Source organism: Streptococcus caecimuris (genome assembly GCF_943193075.1).
In the GTDB taxonomy this organism is placed as follows: Bacteria; Bacillota; Bacilli; order Lactobacillales; family Streptococcaceae; genus Streptococcus; species Streptococcus caecimuris.
Genome location: NZ_CALPCT010000007.1, coordinates 1 through 17900, shown reverse-complemented (window position 1 = coordinate 17900; position 17900 = coordinate 1). Strand labels below are relative to the sequence as shown.

The window sequence follows — 17900 nt, the reverse complement described above, 5'->3', positions numbered from 1 at the left end:
TCTCATCAATAAGTTCTTAGTCCATGGTTTCAACAAAACTGAGGTTGATCACCACGCGCTCATAGGTTTCTGACTCTTGTAAGCCAGCTTCTTCTAGTTTTTCAAGAGCCCGTTTCAACCGCGTTTTGTAGATATAGCGATGCCAGGTCAAATCATAACCTAACATCCCTAGTAGAGCCAACTTCTCCTGCTTGGCTTCCATCTCATCCAGTACCCGCTTTTCTGTCCAAACCTGGGACAGAGTATCTGAACGACCCACGCGATACCAATAAATACATTTCTCCGTATGGACCACCCGATTGGCTTTTAAGAAGAGCTTGTACATGAGAAAGTTATCTTCAACATTTTTTCCGACCGGAAAACGAAGTCCTTCAAATAAACCACGCTTATAGAGCTTCATCATGGCACAAGCCCAGGCCATATCTCTGGTCTCCTGGATGGCATCGTGGTCCATGATCTCTCTCCCCTCATAAAGGGTCTCTGAATAATCGTCGTCCGTTACCTTGATCAAGTATTTGCTACTACTGTCATCATAGAGGTTATAGTTGGCTACGGAAACATCCGCATTATATTTTTGAAGTTGGCGATAGAGCACTTCTACATAGTCTTCCGTCACCCAGTCATCTGGATCAATAAAGGTGATGTAATCACCAGTCGCTAACTCAATCCCTGTATTCCGAGCAGCAGATAAGCCACCATTTTCTTGGCGAACGTAGCGGATGCGTGCATCCTTCCTAAAAAATTCTTTACAGATCTCTTCTGACTGGTCTGGCGAACCATCATTGACCAGGATAATTTCAAGGTGAGGGTAAGTCTGATGGATAACCGTTTCCAAACATTGTCTCAAATAAGCTTCTACATTATAGATGGGAATGATGATACTCACTACTTCATTTGTTTCCATGCTTCTTCTCATTTCTCTTTAAATAATCGCGAATCGCTGCCACCATCTCCTGCACCTGATCATCCGCAAACACTTGGTTCACACCATTCTCTACATGATTGGTTCCTTCAAAAGAGAAAATCGGCAAGCCCAATTGATGGATCGTTTGCGTCATCTGATCCACCTCATCATAAGGATTGATATCCAGGTAAAAATCCAATTTCTCTAAGACCTTTCGACTGGTCAAAGGATCAAAAGAGGGATAAAGAAAGAGGTTGGGGTAGCGTTCCAATTGCACCAAGTTAAAACCAAAATGGCTATGGGCAAGGACATGAATCGCTACGTCTGGCAACTCTTTTAACAACGTCTCCAACTCGTGGATATCTGCTGTATGGGTATAAATAGCCGCATGATAAGGAAAATCTCCCACTAGATCTTGATAGGTTTGCTTCAAAATCGGTTTTCGAAGCAAAATTTCCTCCCAAGAGAGGGCATAATAAAACCACCATAATTCACGAAAACGATTGAAGCGTTTGGAGGTCCATGGTTTATTATGAGAGGTATAGTGAACGACTGCTGGGATCCCTTGGAAGGCATCATACCAGTCCAAATCACCATAGAGATATTGATCCTTATCAGACCCTACTTGTAGATTATAGGTCCAAGGTAATGGATACCAAGCATCTTTGAAATACAGATTCAAAATTCCTTGATCTCCGTAAACATGCTGATGGTGCTCGCCAGTGAGGTCAAAAAGAGCCTCTGTCACTTGGTGCTCTTGCCACCAAGCCTTATCAATCACCAAAAGTCCAGCATTAAAACCATCTGTAGTCGTCGGCTTATCTACCACTGCACCCAGTCCATAACCTTTTAGATCGACCTCAAATAAAGGCGATAAATCCTGTGTAAAGATCATATCACAATCCAGATAGAGGATTCGCTCTTCTTCCACCATCTCTGGAATAGCGTAACGGAAATAGGTTGCATAGTGAATATGGTCACTCGGAAGCGAAAAGGACTGGAATTGCTCGGGAGACATCCGACAATTGATCACTTCTGAATCCAACTTGCGCAAGCGCTGATTCATGATAGTAAACCACTCAGTTGGTAGATCTTCATTTAAAACATAAATTTTCAACTGGTCCTGATGGGCACACAGTGACTTCATAGCGGTTTCCAACTTTTCCATATAAGACAGATTGGCTGAAAACACGACAGCTTTTTTACTCATAACTTCCCCTTTTTTCTTTCATTAGAATACCATTTTCAAGAGAGGAAAACAATTTCTAAGCCCAAAAAAGAGGCCTAGACAAGTGTCTATGACCTCTTTTACATCGGTTTCTTATTTTGGGTCTAATTCAGCTAGTGTATCGTCTACCAAACTTGCCCCTAAGACATGCTTGAAGTGATTCAAAGCAAACTGGTGATTTTCAGGAGTGAGCGATGCCACTGCAGGTTCCACAACTTCGATCTGATAACCCAGATTGTAGGCATCAACCGCTGTATGAAGGACACAGATATCGGTCAAGACACCCGTCAAAATAACAGTATCCACATGACGTTCCCGAAGGCGGATATCTAGATCCGTCCCTGAAAAAGCAGAATAATGACGCTTGTCCATCCAAAAGACACGTGAATCCGCTTTATGTTCTCGATAAAAATCTGCTAAAGGGCCGTACAAATCGCGTCCACTAGTCCCAATGATATTATGGGGTGGGAAGAGCTTGCTTTCAGGATGAAAAGGATCGTCTACATCATGCGCATCAATGGCAAAAAAGACATAGGCTCCTTGATCAAAGGCCAATTGGGTCACCTGAGCAATGCTCTCAGAAATGGCTTGTGCAGGAGCACCTGCCGTAAGCTTACCATCATCCGCCACAAAATCGACAGTATAGTCAATTGAAATCAAAGCTTTGGTCATTAGTAATCTCTTTTCTTAATTTCTTCAAAAATATCTGGTATCAACACTTTAAGATAAGTTCCCTTCATTCCAAGAGAACGGCTTTCAATAATGCCGGCCGACTCCAATTTCCGAAGTGCATTGACAATCACAGAGCGAGTGATGCCAATCCGATCCGCGATGATAGAAGCAGTCAACTGCCCCTCATTTCCTTTCAATTCACTAAGAATGGCAGAAACAGCCCGCAATTCAGAGTAAGACAAGGTATTGACAGCCATATTCACCGCTGTGCGGCGACGAATATTTTTTTCGTCTTCTTCGCGTTGGAAATTCAACATTTGAATCCCCACCACGGTGCTCGCAATCTCAACCAAGATCAAATCATCATCCGCAAACTGTTTATCATTGCGCCAAATGATCAAGGAACCCAACCGAATCCCAGAAACATGGATAGGCGCAATGGTGGTCAAGCCATCAGGAAATTCAGACTTGGTTTCGACCGGAAAGATACTCAAATCATGGTCCACATCTAAATTAGCTTCTGTATCGTAGACCAAACTAGCCGCCTTGGCATAATCTTCTGGTAATTTTTTATTTTGAAAGAAAGCTTCTACCCGGTCATTGTTGGTCTTGTAACGCATGAAATAACCAAGAAGGGTTCCCTTGCTATTAATGATACAGGCATTACAGTGGATAATATCCGCTAATTGCTGGGCAATATCATTATAAGGCATCTCGACCTGCAACTGTTCATCAGTCCGTTTCAAGATGGATGTAATTTTACGTGTCTTTTCTAATAAGTTTGCCATAATAAACCTCGCATATAGTCAGCTCAAGTATATCATATAAGTGTGGGAATTTCAATCAAATTATCTGAAAATTATTTATTTTTTCTACAATTATGCGCAATTCAGAAAAATGTCGTTTCGATGACATGGATTTTATAAAATGAATCAAAAAAAGATTGAAGACTTTCCTCTTCAATCCTTTATCTAATTAACGTTTGTATTGCTTCAAGAAACGAGTCATTTTTTCTTGAATTTGAGCTAACTCATCGACACGTGGAAGGTAAACGATCCGGAAGTGATCTGGATCTTTCCAGTTAAATCCGCGGCCATGAACCAAGAGAATTTTTTCTTGCTTCAAGAACTCTAAAACAAATTGTTCATCATCATCCACGCGGTACATGTCCCGATCAATCTTAGGGAAGATATAGAGACCAGCCTTTGGCTTAACAGCTGAGAGACCTGGAATATCATTGATGGCTTTGTAGATAAAGTTCCGTTGTTCGTAGATTCGACCACCTGGAAGCAAGAGTTCATCCACGGATTGGTAGCCTCCAAGAGAGGTTTGCACAACTTGTTGAGCCAAGACATTTGAACAAAGACGCATATTGGACAACATGTTCAAACCTTCGATATAGCCCTTCACATGGTGCTTGGGTCCGGATAGAACCATCCAACCAACACGGAAACCGGCAATCCGGTGAGATTTTGACAAGCCATTCATACTCACACAGAAGAGATCAGGCGCTAAACTTGCGATAGCCGTGTGTTTTTCACCATCCATGACCAAGCGATCGTAAATTTCATCCGCAAAGATGATCAAGTTATTTTGACGAGCGATCTCTACAATCTCAAGCAGGATCTCATCTGGATAGAGGGCACCTGTTGGGTTATTCGGGTTGATGACAACGATAGCCTTAGTGTTTGAGGTGATTTTCGACTTGATATCTTCAATATCTGGATACCAGTTTGCTTCTTCATCACAAAGATAGTGAACCGCATTCCCACCAGCTAGGCTGACGGCTGCTGTCCAAAGAGGATAGTCCGGCATGGGAACCAAGACCTCATCCCCGTTGTCGAGCAGTCCTTGCATGGACATGACGATCAGCTCACTCACTCCATTTCCAAGGTAAATATCATCAATATCCACATTTGGAATTTTTTTCAACTGGCAGTACTGCATGATGGCCTTGCGGGCTGAAAAAATCCCTTTTGAATCTGAATAACCTTCACTATCACGCGCATTCATGATCAAATCATGGATGACTTCATCTGGAGCTGTAAAGCCAAATTCAGCAGGATTCCCCGTATTCAAACGTAGAATTTTTTCTCCATTTGCTCGCATGCGCATGGCTTCTTCCAAGACTGGACCACGAATATCGTAAGCGACATGTTCGAGTTTGCTTGATTTATTATATTCCTTCATATTCTGCCTCGATTCACGAAATTATCTCTATTATACCACTAGTTCAAATAGAGTACAAACCGAGGACTTTAAAAATTCTGCAAAAATATAGCAGAAAAGCGAGACTTTACCTTTACATTCTAGCTCAAAAGAGATAAAATATAAGTGTATAAAGAATAGGATTCCCTTCTATTCTATCCATGTTTTCAAGCTATAAGGAGGTAGGATTATGTCTCAAAAATACGAAAACATTATGGTCGCTGTCGACGGTTCTCATGAAGCAGAATTAGCCTTTGAAAAAGGGGTTAACGTTTCTCTTCGCAACGGCTCTAAATTGACGATTGCCCACGTCATCGATACCCGTGCCCTTCAAAGCGTCTCAACTTTTGATGCTGAGGTCTACGAAGAATTGCAAGAAGAAGCCAATGAATTGCTCAAAGGCTACAAGGAACGTGCTGAAAAAGTCGGCGTTCAAAATGTTGTGACTGTTGTAGAAATGGGAAATCCAAAAGTCCTCTTAGCCAATGATATCCCAAGTAAGGAAGGAGTTGACCTTATTATGGTCGGGGCTACCGGACTCAATGCCTTCGAACGGTTAATGGTCGGATCCTCCTCAGAATATATCCTTCGCCACGCCAAAGTAGACTTACTAGTGGTACGTGATAAGGATAAAACCATGTAAGAAAGAACATATTTCGACTTCTTTGTAGAACACTTTACTTATCTTAGTAAAAAATAGTTTGTCTACATTCTAAAAAAGGTTTGGAACCTTTGTTCCAAACCTTTTTTAGTTGTCTTTTTTTGCTTCTTTTTGTTTTGCATGTTTTTCGTAGGCCTTGAGCTGGCGATCGAGTTCTTTTTTGATGGCTGGTTCTGGGGCGTATTTTTCTTCCCAATCATCTGGCTTCAGAATTTTGTGGGTTACTGGATCAAAGTGCGCCTTTCCATCTGGGAAAATCTTGCCCATACTAGCCCGGTGAACAATCTCAAAGACCTCTTCAGGATCGACCCCCATTAGTACAAAGCTACCATAAGTCAGATAGAGGGTATCAATTAAGGCATCAACCTGCCCTACCATGGAGATCTCAGCTGGATGCTTGCTCCGAACCTTATCTGCAGCCTTATCCAAGGCTTCGTGAAGAGCTGCTACCGAGCGGTCAAATTCTTCCTCACTTGTGCTAGCTGCTCGGACAAATTCTACCAACTCCTCTTGCTTGAACATGGTTCGATAAAGGGCGTCTTGAGGTTGCCAAACAACTGGTTTCTCCTGGGTTTCTCCATCCATCACACCATGGAAGGTTTTGACCTTATTGAAGTGATCATCCTTAGAAAGAAAGAGTTCTTTCTCTGAGAGAATACCAAAGTGTTGCAGGGCCTTTTGGATGCCATCCTTGCCATTACTAGTCGTGGTATGCTTGGCAATTGCCTTGACACTGGTCGTCCCATTTCCCATCGCAATAGACAAGCCAACACCTGACAGCATCTCTAAGTCATTATCAGAATCTCCAAAAGCCATCACTTCATCGATGTCAAAGCCAAATTCCTGACCAACGATGCGGATCCCTTCTAACTTGGAAATCCCTGGGTTGAGGACATCTGCTGCAAAAGGACTAGAACGTGTGAATTTCAGATCCGGAAACTCTTTTTCAATTTTTGCAGTCTCTTCTGGACTCGATAAGATCAACACTTGGTAGATTGGTTCTTGCGCTAGTGCATAGAGGGTGTCCTGATCTTGTGGGACGACCTTGCTGACCACTTTGTTAAATCCTCGACTGACTGTACGGGCCATTTTGCGGGGCACAAAGCGACTGGACCAGGTTGAAATAGGACTCATCCCAAAACTCATGATCCGAGAACCGAATACCCCATCCTTGGTACCGAGAGCAATTTCCTTACGGTGTTCCCGAGCATAGTCAATTAGTTGGTGCAGACTCTTTTTATCGATTGGACTGGTAAATAGCACGCGGTCCTTGGTCAAAATATACTGACCATTATAGGTCACGGCAAAATCAAAGCCATAGCGTTCCATAAACGGTTTGACAAAGGCCGGTCCCCGCCCTGTCGCAAGGCCTACATAGATCCCTTCTTCCTTTAAAAACTGAATAGCTTTTTCTGTTGATTTGAGGACCGCTCGACTATCATTCACCAAGGTTCCATCGATATCAAAAAAGACTGCTTTTATTTCCATGTCTACTGTTTCTTTCTTTTTATGATAAAATAAATTATATCACATATTCCAAGGAGCTTCACATGTTTAAGAAAATTTTAGCACTACATACCGGAGGGACCATTTCGATGGCGGCAGATGACTCTGGGGCAGTGATTACCAATGAAGTCAATCCCATGACCCAAGTTACTTCACCAATTGAAGGGATTGCAGTCACCTCAGAGGACTTCTTCAACCTTCCCAGCCCTCAAATGACCCCCCGTCACATGTTAGCTCTATATCAAAAAATCAAAGAGGAAGCCCACAACTACGACGGCATCGTTATTACCCACGGGACAGATACTCTGGAAGAAACGGCTTATTTCTTGGATACCATGGAGTTACCAGAGATCGCTGTGGTCATTACAGGAGCTATGCGAAGCTCCAACGAGCTCGGAAGCGACGGTGTCTACAATTTTCTGACAGCCCTTCGAGTAGCTGCCGATCCAAAAGCACGCGATAAAGGGGTCTTAGTCGTCATGAACGATGAAATTCATGCGGCTAAGTACGTCACCAAAACCCATACCACCAATGTCAGCACCTTCCAGACACCAACCCACGGTCCACTAGGTTTGGTCATGAAAAAGGAAATCCTCTTCTTTAAAACAGCCGAGCCAAGGGTGCGCTTTGATCTCGATACCATCGATGGGTTCGTTCCGATCATCGCTACCTATGCAGGGATGAAAACCGATCTACTGGATATGCTGGATCTTTCAAAGCTTGACGGCCTCATTATCCAAGCCTTTGGAGCTGGAAACATCCCTAAAGAAACAGCACATAAACTCCAAGAATTCATGGATGCAGGTCTTCCAATCGCTTTAGTATCCCGTTGCTTCAACGGGATCGCTGAACCCGTCTACGCATATGAAGGAGGAGGCGTCCAACTCCATCAAGCAGGTGTCTTTTTCATCAAAGAATTAAATGCCCCCAAAGCGCGTATCAAACTCCTCATCGCCCTCAATGCCGGCCTAAAAGGACAAGAACTCAAAGACTATATCGAAGGGTAAAATAAGATACAAAGGGCGTAGCGGATACAGTCAAAATAGGGAATACGACGAAGAATCCAAAAGATTCTAGGAGGATTCATCTTTTTGACACAATCCGCAGCCCGTGTTCAATTAATAAGATACAAAGCCCGTAAAATGCCATCTTAAAGGGAGTGGAGTGGAATCCAAAGAATTTCCTCTCTACTCCCTTTTTATATTTTAGTCTAAATGTTCTTTCTTTTCTAAGTAAAGCGAGAGCAGATGCCAATCGGGGTGTTCGCGCCAATCTGGCGTGGCTACGATCTGGCTGGCAACTTTCCTTGCTTCTTCCAGAATGGGATAATCTTCTACCAAATCCGCCACTTGAAATTCTGGAATCCCAGATTGACGGGTTCCAAAGATTTCACCTGAACCCCGCATTTTCAAATCTTCTTCCGCCAGCACAAACCCATTGGTTGTCTCTGTCATGATTTTCATGCGCTGCTTGCCACTATCTGTCTTAGGGTTGGCTACTAGAATAGCATAGGATTGCTTGTTTCCCCGACCAACCCGGCCTCGTAGCTGGTGAAGTTGGCTAAGACCAAACCGATCTGCATCCATAATGACCATAACGGTTGCATTGGGTACGTTGACTCCTACTTCAATAACGGTCGTAGACACCAAAACATCGACTTGGTGCTCTTTAAAGGCCTGCATGATGGCATCTTTTTCTTCACTTTTCATCTTCCCGTGAAGCAGAGAAACGCGTGCTCGCTGTCCAAAGAAGGTCTCTAGCTCTTCTTGGAGGGCAAGGGCGTTTTTCAAATCTAGCGCCTCTGACTCCTCAATCAATGGAGAAATAAAGTAGGCTTGAGAACCTTTGCCAAGTTCTTTGACTAACCAGTCGAGGACCACTTCTAACTGCTCATGCTTGACCCAACGTGTGATGATTTCCTTGCGTCCCGCAGGCATCTGATCAATGATGGACACATCCATATCTCCAAAGGCTGTAATAGCCAAGGTCCGGGGAATAGGGGTAGCCGTCATCATCAGGACGTCTGGATTTTGTCCTTTTTCTCGAAGAATACGGCGCTGGGAAACCCCAAAGCGGTGTTGCTCATCAATAATGACCAAGCCTAGATCTTGGTAGTGAACTCCCTCTTGAATCAAGGCATGTGTCCCCACAATCAATTGGGCTTTTCCTGAGGCGATCTCTTCTAAGACTTCTCGTTTCTCAGCCGCCTTTAATCCTCCTGTTAGAAGGGCAATTGGCAAATCTGGAAAAAGATTTTGCAAGCTTTCCTTGTGCTGCTCTGCCAAAATCTCCGTTGGAACCATCAAGGCAGCTTGCTTACCAGCACTAATAGCTGCATACATAGCAAGACCGGCCACGACTGTCTTCCCGCTTCCCACATCCCCTTGTAAGAGGCGGTTCATATGATAAGGAGAAGCCATATCTGTCAAGATTTCATTCAAGCTGTTTTCTTGAGCTTGCGTTAGCTCAAAAGGGAGCTGTTTTTTTCGTTCTGCTAATTTTTCTGGATCCCAGGCCAAGGAAATCCCTTGGCTTGCATCGTGATTTTCTTCTTTTAGCACTTGGAGTTGCAGCTGGAAAAAGAGGAGCTCTTCAAATTTTACCCGGCGAAGGGCTTGCTTGTACTCTGCCAGATCCTTAGGGAAATGCATAGCTTGCACTGCTTGGGAACGGGACATGAGTTGATAACGCTCTCGTAAGATTTGGGGTACATTCTCTTCTAAAAGCTGGTCCAAGCCCTGGTCGAATGCTATTTTGATCAATTTCACCAGACTGTTTTGGCTGACTCCTTGCGTCACTCGATAGACCGGCTGCAAATCATCTTCCACTTGAGCCAGGAGCTTCATTCCTGTCAAACTGCCTTTGGCCTTGTCCCATTTCCCAAAAATCGCCACTGTCTGCTGAACCTCAATTTTGTCTGCTAGATAGGGTTGGTTGAAAAAATTAACCGCAATGACCTGGTCTCCCTGTTTGATCGAAAAACGCAAGCGATTTCGTTTGTAGCCATAATATTGGACATTGGCTGGTGTTGCTACCACCCCAGAGATGACGGCTTTTTCACCATCTTCCAACTCTAAAACATTGCGCGTTTTGAAGTCTTCATAGCGAAAGGGGAAATACAAGAGCAGATCTTCTAAGGTTTCAATCCCTAACTTTTTAAATTTTTCCGCCGATTTTGGACCGACTCCAGGAAGTACGGATAAGGGTTGGTGTAGATTCATTTTTCCTCCTTTCTTTTATAAAAAAGCAGGCCCATCCGGGAAAATCCCACCTGCTTCTTCTTATTCTTCACCTGTATAGTCACGAGGAATCCGATCACTCAAGAGACAGACCACTTCATAATTAATGGTCCCACGGTAATCTGCAACCTCTGTTGCCGTAATTTCTTTTTCTCCATCTCGGCCAATTAGGGTAACCTTGGTCCCCAGAGGCAATTCTTCTGGAAGGCGAACAGTAATCTGGTCCATCGAAACGCGACCAACAATGGGACAATAGTCCCCCTTAATCAGCACATGAAAGTTTTGCATCTCTCGGATCCAACCATCCGCATAGCCGATAGGAATCGTTCCAATCCATTGGGGTTCTTCTGTCGTATAGGTTGCTCCGTAGCCAATATCTTGACCAGCTTCTAACTGTTTCACATGAACTAACTCACTCACCAAACTCAAGGCTGGCTTAATTTCATAAGGCAAGGCTAGCACAGAACCGCTGGGATTCAAGCCATACATGACATCTCCCAAGCGCACAGCTGTGAAAATCGTATCCGCATGCCACAAAGAGGTGGCTGAATTACTCGCATGGACAATGGGAGGAAGGGTTTCAAGAGCAGCCAATACTTCTTTGAAAAACTGGTATTGCGCTTGGAATTTTCGATCATCTGCCTCATCTGCTGTCGCAAAATGAGTAAAGATTCCTTCAATTTCAGCTCCAGCTGCTATGAGAAGGCGTTCAGCTTCTTTGATCTCTTCGATCGTTCGGAATCCAATCCGCCCCATTCCAGAATCCACCTTGATATGGACCTTCAATCCTGAAAGATCTGCTTCTTGTCCAAGCAATTGAACCAACCAAGCAAGACTCGCCACCGTTAAGCGGATGTCATGCTCTTTGGCTAGATTCACTGTTTCACTCGGCACAACTCCCAAAATCAAAAGAGGGTGTTGCAAACCTTCTTCACGAATTTCAAGGGCTTCATCCATATTGGAAACACAAAAACCATCTACCTGAGGTGCCAATTTTTTGGTCACCGCAACGACCCCATGACCATAGGCATTGGCCTTGACGACTGCATATTTCAAGGCTTGACTCGGAATATGGTCACTGACTTGTTGCACATTAAAGGCAATGGCATCCAAATCGACTCTAGCAACAGTTGGTCTATGTTTACTTGCTTTCATTTTCTTCCTCCAAAATGACACTGGTCGACACTAGGTCTCCCTTGTGACTGATCGAAATCCATACCTTCCCAGAAAAAGGAGACTTGGAAAAATAGGGAGCTCCGTGGGCATCATTTAAAATTTCTAAATCTTGAAAACCAACTGGTCCAATCCCTGTTCCCATTGCCTTTGAAAAGGCTTCTTTGGCGGACCATCGGCCCGTTAAATATTCCATTTTCCGTTTTCCAGACAATTCCTCAAAGCGCTCTCGCTCAGCCTCGGTTAAAACTTTTTCAGCGAATCGGGTATTCTTCTGATAGGCTTTTTCAATCGCAGCGATCGATTCGATATCGATGCCATGTCCTTTGATCATCTTGTTTTATCCTTATTTATCGTTTCAGTATCGTTTTACTGACAAAAGAGAAGAGGCTAAAGAATCACTCCTTCCGCCCCTGCCTTTTACTTATTCATCGTTGCAATTTCTTTGACCAAGGCCTGTGTTTTTTCCCAACCCAGGCAAGGGTCTGTGATGGATTGACCATAAACCACTGGTTCATTTTGACGGCCATCTTCTAGATAGGATTCAATCATGAAACCACGAACTAAAGTTGCCAAATCCTTGTTCCAAGCACGGTTCATCATGGTTTCTCTCACGATGCGTACTTGCTCTTCGAATTGTTTGCCAGAATTGTCATGGTTGGTATCCACCAGGATGAAGGGATGTTGCAAGCCCATTTCGCTATAGCGTTTTGCTGCCGCTAGCAAATCTTCATAATGGTAGTTTGGAATATTCTTACCACTTGCATCCAAGCCTCCACGAAGGATCGCATGAGCTAAAGGATTTCCTGATGTTTCCACTGCTTGGGCATTGAACAAAAAGTTTTGGGGATGTTGGGCTGCATAAATCGCATTGAACATGACAGAAAGATTTCCAGAAGTTGGATTCTTCATGCCTGTCGGAGCAGAGATCCCACTAGATACAAAGCGGTGCTCCTGGTCTTCAACTGAACGCGCTCCAATGGCATGATAAGAAATCAAATCCTCAACATACGGAAGACTTGCTGGATAAAGCAACTCATCCGCAGTTGTCAAACCAGTTTCTGTAATCACACGGTAGTGGAGATGTCGGACTGCTTTCAAACCGTCCACAAAGCTTGGTGCTGCATGTGTATCTGGTTGGTGCATCAAGCCTTTATAGCCATCCCCATTGGTCCGAGGTTTAGCCGTATAGACCCGCATCACAATGAAAATCTGATCTTTGACTTGCTCTTGCAAGTCTGCCAAACGACGGGCATAGTCCATCACAGCTTCTTCATTATCAGAAGAGCAAGGCCCGATCACAAGAAGGATCCGTTGGTCTTCTCCTTTGATAATAGCTTCCAATTCTCGATCACGCGCTTCTTTGCGCTCCAAGGCTGGACCTTCCAAGCGGTAAAGCGAAGTGATCTCTTGCTCATCAATCTTATTGCTCTTCGTAATGAATACCATACGGCCTCCTTATGCTAGCTAGACCCATCCTCTTTCTATTTCAGAGGAGCTCTTAAAATTTACGTCCGTGACAGTTTTTAAATTTCTTGCCTGAACCACAAGGGCACAAATCGTTGCGTTTCACTTGTGACAAGTCAATATCTGCTGGAATATCTTGTTGTTGCGCTGCAATGTTGCGAGTCGCAGTTGTTGAAATACTGTGTTCCGTACGTGGACGTTCTTGTTCGTGAATTTGGGCTTTCATCATAAGACGAGTCACATCAAATTCAATCGATCCGATCATATCGTTAAACATACGGAAACTTTCTGATTGGTATTCCACTACTGGGTTATTTTGCGCATACCCACGGAGTCCAACGGCATTTCGCAATTGATCCAAAGCATCGATGTGGTCTGTCCACTTGCTGTCCACCACGCGAAGGATCAAGACTTTTTGGAACTCTTGTACAGACTCTTCGTCACGCAATTTCGCTACCTGACTGGCATAGATTTCTTCTGCTCGTCCATACAAGTAATCGATAACTTCCTTGTCAGATTTTCCTTCAATATCGCTTTCAGAAATCGTATCTTCTGGAACCAAATTGTATTTGGCAAAGTTCAGAATCGCTTCAACGCGTTCTTCCTTACTTGAGTGGCTGGCTCCTTCAACAATCCGTTTGATGGTCCGTTTGATCATGGCCTTGATCTCAGGTGCCAAGTCACGGTTAGCTGTGATAACATCATAGCGTTCAGCATAGATAATTTCCCGTTGTTCCCGCATCACGTCATCGTATTGAAGGACTTGTTTACGGGTATCGTAGTTGTTTCCTTCAACCCGTTTTTGTGCACCCTCTACTTGACGGGTGAACATATTTGAACGGATCACCGATTCTTCTTCGCTCAACTTGAAGCGATCAAGCACTGCTTTGATCCGTTCAGAACCGAAACGGCGCATCAATTCATCTTCAAGAGACAAGTAGAATTGAGATTCACCTGGATCCCCTTGACGTCCTGAACGTCCACGAAGCTGGTTATCGATCCGACGACTTTCGTGACGTTCTGTCCCGATAACACATAGTCCACCGAGTTCGCGAACACCTTCACCAAGCTTGATATCGGTACCACGTCCGGCCATGTTAGTCGCGATAGTAACAGCACCACGTTGACCAGCGTTCATGATGATTTGCGCTTCTTTGTAGTGGTTTTTCGCATTCAAAACTTCGTGAGGGACACCTGCTTGAACCAACAATTGAGAAAGGTAATCACTGGTTTCAACGGCAACGGTACCTACTAGGACTGGTTGACCTTTTTCATGACGAGACTTGACATCTTCCACAACAGCTTTGAATTTTGATTTCAAGCTTGGGTAGAGAAGGTCTGGATGGTCAATACGGGCAATCGGACGGTTTGTTGGAATTGGAATCACGCGAATGTTATAAATTTCACGGAATTCTTCTTCTTCGGTTTTCCCTGTCCCTGTCATCCCTGACAACTTCTTGTACATACGGAAGAGGTTTTGGTAAGTAATCGACGCAGATGTTTTGGTTTCTTCTTGAACTGGAACACCTTCTTTGGCTTCAATCGCTTGGTGAAGTCCATCAGAATAGCGACGTCCTTCCATGGTCCGACCAGTAAATTGGTCGACGATCAAGATTTCTTGATCTTCGCTGACCACATAGTCGATATCCAAAATCATGATGTAGTTGGCACGAAGGGCATTGTCGATAAAGTGAGTCAAAGCTACGTTTTCAATATCGTACAAGTTTTCAAGATTAAAGTAGCTTTCTGCCTTATCGATTCCTGAATCAGACAAACCGATGGTTTTAGATGGGACATCGATAATGTAATCGTCCTCTGTCAAGGTCTTCACATAAGCATCCGCCATGTGATAGAGCTGGCTCGTATCAGAAGCTGTCTGACCAGAAACGATCAACGGAGTACGGGCTTCGTCAATCAAGATGGAGTCTACCTCATCGACCAAGGCATAGTTCAATGGACGTTGAACCATGTTTTCTGCACGCACAACCATGTTGTCACGCAAGTAGTCAAAACCAATCTCTGAGTTGGTTGAGTAAGTGATATCACAGAGGTAAGCTTCTTTTTTCTCAGCTGGAGATTTTGCTGCAAGGTTGATCCCTACTGAAAGGCCAAGCCATGAGTATAGTTCTCCCATCTCTGTTGCATCCCGCTCGGTCAAGTATTCATTGACGGTGACAACGTGCACCCCTTTGCCAGACAAGGCATTCAAGTATACCGGCATGGTTGCTGTCAGGGTTTTTCCTTCCCCTGTACGCATCTCTGGAACGTCACCATGGTGAAGGACGATTCCCCCCATGACCTGAACCTTGTATGGGAACAAACCAAGAACCCGTTTTGCAGCTTCACGAACAACTGCAAAAGCTTCGTACAAGAGATCATCCAAAGACTCACCATCTTGGTAGCGTTGCTTAAACTCAACTGTTTTCGCTTTTAATTCGTCATCCGTCAAAGCTGCCATTTGGTCTTCATAAGAAAAGACCTTGTCAGCCATTTTTTCAAGGCGTTTGATTTCGCCTCGATCATTTTCAATAATTGTTTTTAATAAATTTGCCATTTTTTTCCTTACTTTGAATTTTTCAAAATCTAAAATGTTCTTTTTATTCTAGCATTTTTTAAACATTTTTTCAAGATCAAGGCTGTATCTTACAAGACTTTCGAGTGGTTTTTTTCGTGTAAGAAAATCCAAAAAGATGCCTGCTCAAGCAGACATCTTTTCTATATACGGTGTTTATTCAGACAAATGGTAAGAATAGCTTGCCACAACCACTTCTTCATGCCAACGAAGTGCATACTTCAATTTCAAACTCATTTGGTTGTGGAGAATATTTTGCCAATGTTTTTTAGGAATAAATTGAGGAACTAAGACTGTAACAGTGTTGCCTTTTTCCTTGGCTTCCTCAGCTACTTTTGAGACAAATTCAACTGTTGGCTGGATAATATCCCGGTAACTGGTCATGACATTTTCAAAGCGAATATGAGGGAAATAATGCTTAAATTCTTCCGCCACTTCCGCATCTTTAACCTTGGTTTCTTCCGTTGAGACGTGCATAGCTATAACATCGTTTCCTAGGCTATTTGCATAACTCATAGCTCCCACACTTACCTGAGTGACATTCCCAACAAGGACAATCACGGTATTGCCCGCATAACTTGTCTTTTCAATCTTACCTCCCAAGCGCAATTGAGCCGCAACTTTATCATAGTGATTACGGATACTCAAGAACATCCAAAGCAAGAGACCAATAATAGGGAAGAAGGGCCAGATCTCACGCAAACGGAATAATAAGAGGATCAAGACAATCCCATAACAGATGGCTGCCCCCAGGATATTGGCAAGCGAATACTTAAGAAATCCTTTTTGATATTGGCGTTTCCAGTGGATCACCATCCCTGTTTGAGAAAGGGCAAAAGGAATGAAGACCCCGATGGTATAAAGCGGAATCAAGCTTTCTGTTTGCCCATCAAAGATCAAGAGCAAAACGATGGCACCAATCGCCAAGGTCAAAATCCCATTAGAATAGCCCAGACGATCCCCTTTTTCCATATACATGTGTGGCATGTATTTATTTTTAGCCATGTTAAAGGCCAACATTGGAAAGGCTGAGAAACCGGTATTAGCCGCAACTGCCAAGATCAAGGCTGTTGATAATTGGAAGACGTAAAAGAAGGCTTGTCCGACTGGGGAATTCCCTAAGATGGCTTGGGCCATTTGGGCTAGAGTTGTTACCCCTTTTGCCGGAACGACACCCACCCAGTAATTGAGGAAGGTAATCCCTGCAAACATAATCCCCAAAATCAAAGCCATGATGGTCAAGGTAGAGGCTGCATTCTTTGCTTTTGGTTTCTTAAAGAAAGGAACCGAATTGGAGATGGCTTCAACCCCTGTTAGTGAAGCCGATCCACTCGTAAAGGCCCGCAATAAGAGAATGACACTAACCCCTGAAATGGTTTGACCCACATGAGCAGTTGCGTTATAGGCCAAGTGACCCGTCAAGATTTGGATCACACCATAGCCGATCAAGGCAATGGTACTGACAATGAACAGATAGACCGGAATCATCAAGGAAGTAGCCGATTCGCGCAGTCCCCGAAGGTTCATCAGCATCAAGATCAAGACCAATAAAATGGAAATGTGAAGATTATAAGGATGAAGAGATGGAATCGCTGACGTGATGGCATCTGCACCGGAAGAAACAGATACCGCTACCGTCAGCATGTAATCGACCAAGAGACTACCACCAGCAATCAAACCCGCTTTGGGAGACAAGTTCTCCGTAGTCACCATATAGGCCCCTCCCCCTTGAGGGTAGGCATGAATGACCTGGCGATAAGAAATTGTTAAACTGGCTAGGAGAATCAGGACCACAATCCCAATTGGAATGGACCACCAAATGGCTCCTGCTGATACGGTCATCAAGACCAGGATAACTTGCTCTGGACCGTAGGCGATAGAAGAAAGTGCGTCACTAGAGAGCATGGCCAAAGCCTGCATTTTCCCTAGCAATCCGCCTTCACCTTCTGCACCAGATTTCAACGGACGGCCAATAAACCATTTTTTCAATGTTGAAAACATAAAAAACTCCTTGAAAAAAGATCATGAGGCCGGGAATTCCCTGCCTCTTTTCATAAAACAGGGGTTATTCTACTCCTTTTTTTCAAGACTGTCAACCAAAATTGTGAAATTCTCATAAAGTTTTCATTGTGTTCATCCATTCAAGCTCTCTTAGATCGGTCAGCTTCTTTTCAAATCGATCCAAGCAAAAACGAGGCTGGGACAAAAATCCTAGCCTCTCAATTATTTTTGGATTGTCGAGCAAGACGCAGTGGTTGAGTGGGCTCTAC

The 17900-nt window shown here is 43.8% G+C and carries 14 protein-coding genes; 2 read left to right on the top strand and 12 right to left on the bottom strand.

The features are described from left to right. Window positions 1–16 precede the first annotated feature (16 nt). The 5 genes from NFR56_RS03950 to NFR56_RS03930 form a co-directional block, all read right to left on the bottom strand. Complete coding sequence (locus tag NFR56_RS03950; protein ID WP_155124673.1) at window positions 17–904, bottom strand: glycosyltransferase family 2 protein; 888 nt, start codon at window positions 902–904, stop codon at window positions 17–19. After that, window positions 891–2114 (bottom strand): glycosyltransferase, encoded by a 1224-nt coding sequence (locus NFR56_RS03945; protein WP_155124672.1) that lies wholly within the window; start codon window positions 2112–2114, stop codon window positions 891–893. The genes NFR56_RS03950 and NFR56_RS03945 overlap by 14 nt, the downstream gene beginning before the upstream one ends. Window positions 2115–2225: 111 nt before the next feature. Beyond that, a complete protein-coding gene (locus NFR56_RS03940) occupies window positions 2226–2804 on the bottom strand; it encodes a cysteine hydrolase family protein (RefSeq protein WP_155124671.1) in 579 nt (192 codons plus the stop codon). Then, window positions 2804–3592: a GTP-sensing pleiotropic transcriptional regulator CodY gene (gene codY, locus NFR56_RS03935; RefSeq protein WP_021153765.1), complete on the bottom strand. Its 789-nt coding sequence runs from the start codon at window positions 3590–3592 to the stop codon at window positions 2804–2806. The genes NFR56_RS03940 and codY overlap by 1 nt, the downstream gene beginning before the upstream one ends. Before the next feature lie 187 nt (window positions 3593–3779). Next, the gene (locus NFR56_RS03930; protein WP_049473129.1) at window positions 3780–4994 is read right to left on the bottom strand and encodes a pyridoxal phosphate-dependent aminotransferase; all 1215 of its coding nucleotides are present in this window, start codon (window positions 4992–4994) and stop codon (window positions 3780–3782) included. 208 nt (window positions 4995–5202) lie between these two features. Here NFR56_RS03930 and NFR56_RS03925 point away from each other — a divergent pair, with 208 nt between their 5' ends. After that, entirely contained in the window at window positions 5203–5655 is a 453-nt protein-coding gene (locus NFR56_RS03925) for a universal stress protein (RefSeq protein ID WP_003008541.1), read from the top strand. 105 nt (window positions 5656–5760) lie between these two features. Here NFR56_RS03925 and NFR56_RS03920 read toward each other — a convergent pair whose 3' ends face one another. Next, the gene (locus tag NFR56_RS03920; RefSeq protein WP_251457842.1) at window positions 5761–7161 is read right to left on the bottom strand and encodes a Cof-type HAD-IIB family hydrolase; all 1401 of its coding nucleotides are present in this window, start codon (window positions 7159–7161) and stop codon (window positions 5761–5763) included. Window positions 7162–7223: 62 nt separating this feature from the next. Between NFR56_RS03920 and NFR56_RS03915 the strand changes: the two genes are divergently transcribed. Continuing rightward, window positions 7224–8186, top strand: a complete 963-nt coding sequence (locus tag NFR56_RS03915) for an asparaginase (protein WP_049473127.1) — start codon at window positions 7224–7226, stop codon at window positions 8184–8186. Window positions 8187–8384: 198 nt separating this feature from the next. Here the strand turns inward: NFR56_RS03915 and recG are convergent, their stop codons facing one another. The 6 genes from recG to NFR56_RS03885 form a co-directional block, all read right to left on the bottom strand. After that, the gene (gene recG, locus NFR56_RS03910; RefSeq protein ID WP_251457840.1) at window positions 8385–10400 is read right to left on the bottom strand and encodes an ATP-dependent DNA helicase RecG; all 2016 of its coding nucleotides are present in this window, start codon (window positions 10398–10400) and stop codon (window positions 8385–8387) included. Window positions 10401–10460: 60 nt separating this feature from the next. Next, window positions 10461–11573 carry an alanine racemase gene (alr, locus tag NFR56_RS03905; RefSeq protein ID WP_251457837.1) on the bottom strand — a complete coding sequence of 371 codons (1113 nt, stop codon included), beginning with the start codon at window positions 11571–11573 and terminating at the stop codon, window positions 10461–10463. Continuing rightward, window positions 11560–11925: a holo-ACP synthase gene (gene acpS, locus NFR56_RS03900; protein ID WP_003005615.1), complete on the bottom strand. Its 366-nt coding sequence runs from the start codon at window positions 11923–11925 to the stop codon at window positions 11560–11562. The genes alr and acpS overlap by 14 nt, the downstream gene beginning before the upstream one ends. A gap of 86 nt (window positions 11926–12011) precedes the next feature. Continuing rightward, a complete protein-coding gene (locus NFR56_RS03895; protein ID WP_003014498.1) occupies window positions 12012–13040 on the bottom strand; it encodes a 3-deoxy-7-phosphoheptulonate synthase in 1029 nt (342 codons plus the stop codon). 52 nt (window positions 13041–13092) lie between these two features. Beyond that, entirely contained in the window at window positions 13093–15612 is a 2520-nt protein-coding gene (secA, locus tag NFR56_RS03890; RefSeq protein WP_155170150.1) for a preprotein translocase subunit SecA, read from the bottom strand. 174 nt (window positions 15613–15786) lie between these two features. Further along, window positions 15787–17631 (bottom strand): potassium transporter KimA, encoded by a 1845-nt coding sequence (locus NFR56_RS03885; RefSeq protein ID WP_155170152.1) that lies wholly within the window; start codon window positions 17629–17631, stop codon window positions 15787–15789. Window positions 17632–17900: the final 269 nt, after the last annotated feature.

Excerpts from the sequence above, each read along its gene's own strand:
- NFR56_RS03895 (WP_003014498.1), bottom strand. The coding sequence starts at position 13,040 with ATGGTATTCATTACGAAGAGCAATAAGATTGATGAGCAAGAGATCACT.
- NFR56_RS03920 (WP_251457842.1), bottom strand. The coding sequence starts at position 7,161 with ATGGAAATAAAAGCAGTCTTTTTTGATATCGATGGAACCTTGGTGAAT.
- NFR56_RS03885 (WP_155170152.1), bottom strand. The coding sequence starts at position 17,631 with ATGTTTTCAACATTGAAAAAATGGTTTATTGGCCGTCCGTTGAAATCT.
- NFR56_RS03925 (WP_003008541.1), top strand. The coding sequence starts at position 5,203 with ATGTCTCAAAAATACGAAAACATTATGGTCGCTGTCGACGGTTCTCAT.
- codY (WP_021153765.1), bottom strand. The coding sequence starts at position 3,592 with ATGGCAAACTTATTAGAAAAGACACGTAAAATTACATCCATCTTGAAA.
- NFR56_RS03930 (WP_049473129.1), bottom strand. The coding sequence starts at position 4,994 with ATGAAGGAATATAATAAATCAAGCAAACTCGAACATGTCGCTTACGAT.
- NFR56_RS03950 (WP_155124673.1), bottom strand. The coding sequence starts at position 904 with ATGGAAACAAATGAAGTAGTGAGTATCATCATTCCCATCTATAATGTA.
- NFR56_RS03915 (WP_049473127.1), top strand. The coding sequence starts at position 7,224 with ATGTTTAAGAAAATTTTAGCACTACATACCGGAGGGACCATTTCGATG.
- alr (WP_251457837.1), bottom strand. The coding sequence starts at position 11,573 with ATGAAAGCAAGTAAACATAGACCAACTGTTGCTAGAGTCGATTTGGAT.
- NFR56_RS03945 (WP_155124672.1), bottom strand. The coding sequence starts at position 2,114 with ATGAGTAAAAAAGCTGTCGTGTTTTCAGCCAATCTGTCTTATATGGAA.
- acpS (WP_003005615.1), bottom strand. The coding sequence starts at position 11,925 with ATGATCAAAGGACATGGCATCGATATCGAATCGATCGCTGCGATTGAA.
- recG (WP_251457840.1), bottom strand. The coding sequence starts at position 10,400 with ATGAATCTACACCAACCCTTATCCGTACTTCCTGGAGTCGGTCCAAAA.
- secA (WP_155170150.1), bottom strand. The coding sequence starts at position 15,612 with ATGGCAAATTTATTAAAAACAATTATTGAAAATGATCGAGGCGAAATC.
- NFR56_RS03940 (WP_155124671.1), bottom strand. The coding sequence starts at position 2,804 with ATGACCAAAGCTTTGATTTCAATTGACTATACTGTCGATTTTGTGGCG.